The 4,470-nt window shown below is 65.2% G+C and carries 3 protein-coding genes; all 3 read right to left on the bottom strand.

Annotated elements, in window-relative coordinates; translation table 11 throughout:
* The coding region (locus tag AC3VI7_RS12200; RefSeq protein WP_489671581.1) for a two-partner secretion domain-containing protein at positions 1-2,531 on the bottom strand (2,531 nt) is incomplete at its 3' end.
* Positions 2,532-2,624: 93 nt separating this feature from the next.
* Entirely contained in the window at positions 2,625-2,978 is a 354-nt protein-coding gene (locus AC3VI7_RS12195) for a hypothetical protein (protein ID WP_489671580.1), read from the bottom strand.
* Positions 2,979-3,004: 26 nt separating this feature from the next.
* Entirely contained in the window at positions 3,005-4,402 is a 1,398-nt protein-coding gene (gene glmU, locus AC3VI7_RS12190; protein ID WP_489671579.1) for a bifunctional UDP-N-acetylglucosamine diphosphorylase/glucosamine-1-phosphate N-acetyltransferase GlmU, read from the bottom strand.
* Between the last annotated feature and the right edge of the window lie 68 nt (positions 4,403-4,470).

Here is a 4,470-nt window from a genome sequence, read left to right as displayed (position 1 = left end):
GTCACTGCGCCGAGGGTGCCGCCCCATAGCGGGCTGCTGACGACGTAGTTGCCGTTGGTCAGGGCCGTGACGCCGCCCGAGCCCACGCTGTCACCGGCAACCACCCCAGTGAGTGAGTTGATGGCCGTGACGTTGCCAGGGTTGGCGGCCAAGCCGTTCATCCATGTCACTGCGCCGAGGGTGCCACCCCATAGCGGGCTGCTGACGACGTAGTTGCCGTTGGTCAGGGCCGTGACGCCGCCCGAGCCCACGCTGTCACCGGCAACCACCCCGGTGAGTGAATTGGCGGCCGTGACGCTGCCAGGGTTGGCGGCCAAGCCGTTCATCCATGTCACCGCGCCGAGGGTGCCGCCCCAGAGCGGGCTGCTGACGACGTAGTTGCCGTTGGTGAGCGCGGTGACACCGCCTGAGCCGATTTGGTCGCCCGCTGCGGCACCGATCAGCGAGTTGCCGGCCCGCACGGTGCCGACCAAGCCGACCAAGCCATCGGCCCAAGTCACTGCGCCGAGGGTGCCGCCCCCCCAAAGCGGGCTGCTGACGACATAGTTGCCATTGGTGAGCTTGGTGACACCGCCTGAGCCAATTTGGTCGCCCGCTGCGGCACCGATCAAGGAGTTGCCGGCACGCACGGTAGTGCCTGCCAGACCGATCAGTCCGTCGGCCCAAGTGACTGCGCCGATACCGCCACTCCAGAGCGGGCTGCTGACGACGTAATTGCCGTTGGTCAGGGCCGTGACGCCGCCCGAACTCACTTGATCGCCAGCGATTCGTCCGATCAGCGAGTTGCCGGCACCCACGATGCCAGCGGCCCCGGTGGTCCACGTAACGGCCCCGAGGGTGCCGCCCCAGAGCGGGCTGCTGACGACGTAGTTGCCGTTGGTCAGGGCCGTGACGCCGCCCGAGCCGACGTTGTCGCCCGCTGCCGCACCGATCAAGGAGTTGGCACCACTGACCGCCCCATTCAGGCCCGTTTTGTCGTTGCCCAAGCTCACGGCACCCAATCCGCCACCCCAGACGGGGCTGTTGACGGTGTAGTTGCCGTTGCTAAGTTTGGTCACGCCTCCTGAGCCGACCAAATCACCGGCGGTGGTGCCAAACAGCGTCGAGATCAAGGCCCCTGTGGTGCCGTTGTAGAGGTACACCGCTCCTGAGCCACCCAAGCCACCGAAATTGTCGTTCGGTGAGGCCACGACAAGGTTGCCGCCGCCCACTTCAAAGGTACCGCCCGAGCCGTGGTTGTCCGCAGCCGTCGGGTTGGGGTTGACCAAGTCGATGTAGCTTAGGGCCGCCGTGGCTGGCCCAATGACGATGTTGGTCGGATCGAGCAGGGTCTGGCCGCCCAGGCCCGGATCGGTCTTGCCACCCATGTAGAGCGTGCCCTTGCCCGAGATCTCGATGAAACCCTTGGGCCCTGTGGTGGCTGTGGCCGCAAAGCGCGTATCGGCTTGCGACATCAACACAATCCGCCCGGCCTCACCCAAGGTGCTCAACTGCGCCCCCGCTACGCTCAGCAGCCCGGTAGTTTGGATGTCGATCTGCCCGCCGCTTTGGCCGCCGTTGGCGTGGCTGGTGCCCGAGAGGTACGCCGTCTGCCCGCTGCTCAAGCTGATCTGGCCGCCCGTGGTCGCCCCATCGGTGCTGATCTGCGCCGCTTGGGTTTGCAGCAGGGTTTCGTTGGCGTTGATGTGAACTTGGCCCCCGGTGCCTTGGCTGCCGTTGGCTTGAATGAGGCCGTCTTGCAAGACGCTGCGCCCACTCAAGCTCACCAGCCCGCCGTTCAGGCCCGACGCATCCAGCGTGCCGGCTTGATGCACCACATCGCCCACCAGTTCGATGCCGCCGTCGCGCATCACCAAGCCTTGAGCGGGCACGATACCTTGGGTGTTGACCACGGCGATGTCGCCCGTGTTGGTCACCAGTCCGCCCAGCAAGCTGACGAAGCCGCCCGCATCGGCGTGGATGGAGCCGTCGTTGCGCACTGACCCCGCTTTGCCCGCAAAGTGCGGTGTGCCGGCCATGAAGTCGGCGTCGAGCGTATCCATGGTGGTGGCCAAGAGGCCATGCACATTGACCTGTGCGCCCGGCGCAAAGAGGATGCCGTTCGGGTTGACCAAGAACACTTGGCCGTTCGCCTTGAGTTGACCAAAGATTTGACTGGGCTCAGCTCCCATCACCCGGTTGAGCGCGACCGAGCTGCTGTCGGGTTGCACAAAGGTGACGCTGGCCTGCGCACCGATGTTGAAGCTATTCCACTGGATGATGGCGCGCTGGCTGCTCTGATTCACCACCAACGTGGCTGCCGTCGCCACCGGGTTCAGCGTGGCTTGGCCGGCCACCACTTGGCCGCCTGTGGGCAGGGCGGTGGGCAAAGGGGCCAGACCCCAGCTCGACGCTGCGGCACCCAGACCCAGGGCGGTGGCCACAACTTGGGCAGCCCTGCGCCCACCTTTGCCTTGGCCGCATGCGACTTCAGGCGCGGGCACATGGCGTTGACGCTCTTCATTCCAGACCAGGCGGTAGCTGTGGTTCATAGCGTGTGCGACGAAGGATGTGGGCGGTATCGGCCGCACATCTTATGCAACCCTATGCAACGCAACGCTTAACGCCCGTGAGGCGTGGCGCACTCAATCACCGCGCAACCACCACCAGAAGCCTGCTCCCAAGGTGGCCAGAATCACGGTCAGCACCAGCATGCGGCGGCGGGGGTGATGCCAGAACGCTTTGCGTTGTTGCGCCGCCACCAGCTTGGCCCGTTCACGGGCCAAGTAGTGGTCGTAAACCTCACGCCGGAAGGGATCGCTCAGCACGGCGTAGGCCAGCCAGCGGGTGGCGTCCGTGGTCAAGGGAGCTGTCAAGGGCGGATGTTGCCAGTCCACCTGCGCCAGTGCCGCAGCCGTAACCTCTTCAGGCAAGCTCAAACACTCGTAGTGTGTGGGGTGCAGCGGCAGCGCCAACGGATCGGTGGCAGGTGGTTTCATGGTGGTATGTGGCTCGGCGTGGTGGCTCAGGCGTGCTTTTTAGCGGGCTTGATGGGTCGGGTCCAGCTGCTGATGCTGGCTTGTTGCCCACGTGCGAGCGTGAGTTGCCCGGCCGGGGCGCTCTTGCTGACCGTGGAGCCAGCACCGATGGTGGCTCCCGCACCGATGATGATCGGAGCCACCAGCACGCAGTTGGAGCCGATGTGGACGTCAGCTTCGATGATGGTGCGATGCTTGTTGGCCCCGTCGTAGTTCGCCGTGATGCTGCCCGCCCCGTAGTTGACCCGCTCACCCACCGTGGCATCGCCCAGATAAGCCAAGTGATTGGCTTTGGAGCCCCGGGCCATGGTCGAGTTCTTCACCTCCACGAAGTTGCCGATATGCACCTCTGCGCCGAGCTTGGCACCGGGACGCAGGCGGGCAAAGGGGCCGATCCATGCGCCTTCACCGACGTCCACGCCCAGCGCTTCGCCGTCGATGTGGGTGAAGGGGTGGATCACCGCGCCGGCGGCAATCGTGGCGTTACGGATGACGCAGTTCGCACCGATCGAGACCTCGTCGCCCAGCGTGACCGTGCCTTCAAAGATCACGTTGACGTCGATGTCCACGTCCCGGCCACAGACCAGCGTGCCACGCAGATCAAAGCGCGCCGGGTCGGCCAAGCGCACCCCCGCTTCCATCAGCGCTTCGGCTTGCTGGCGCTGGAAGCGGCGTTCCAGATCAGCCAATTGCAAGGGGCTGTTGACGCCCAGCACTTCCGTTTCGCTGCCGGCCTTGGTGGCCACCACCGGCACGCCGTCCGCCACCGCCATGGCGACGATGTCGGTGAGGTAGTACTCGCCTTGGACGTTGTGGTTGTTCAAGTTGGCCAGCCAGCGTTTCAGGTGCGCCGTGGGCACAGCCATCATGCCGGTGTAGCCCTCGCGAATGAGGCGCTGCTCAGGCGTGGCGTCTTTGTGTTCCTTGATGGCAAGCACGGCTTCGCCGTCGCGCAGGATGCGGCCGTAGCCGGTCGGGTCGGCCAGATCGACGGTCAGCAGCGCAAGGCGCTCGCCCGCGCAGGCGTCGATCAAGGCTTGGGCGGTTTGGACGCGCACCAAGGGCACATCACCGTTCAGGATCAAGGTGGTGCCGGTATCGGGCAATTCGGGTACGGCTTGCTGCACGGCGTGGCCGGTGCCGAGTTGCGGCTCTTGGCGCACAAAGGCCAAGGGGGCGCTGGGCAGCGCCGCGCGCATGGCCGTTTCGACTTGCTCCGCCCCGTGGCCTGTGATGGTGATGAGACGTTCTGCGCCTAGGCGGATGCCCATGTCCAAGACATGTTGCAATAGGGGCCGACCGGCCAAGGGATGCAGCACCTTGGGTCGGGCGGACTTCATCCGTGTCCCTTTGCCAGCAGCCATGATCACGACGTCGAGCACCATGCGTAATTCCTTGTTGGGGCGAATATGGAAAACCCGGATTATCGGCAGCCTTCAGCGTCGCTGGGTCC

Source organism: Leptothrix toolikensis (SeqCode) (genome assembly GCF_057922285.1).
The sequence above is the reverse complement of the archived record's forward strand: the minus strand, read 5'-3'. Positions and strand labels throughout refer to the sequence as shown.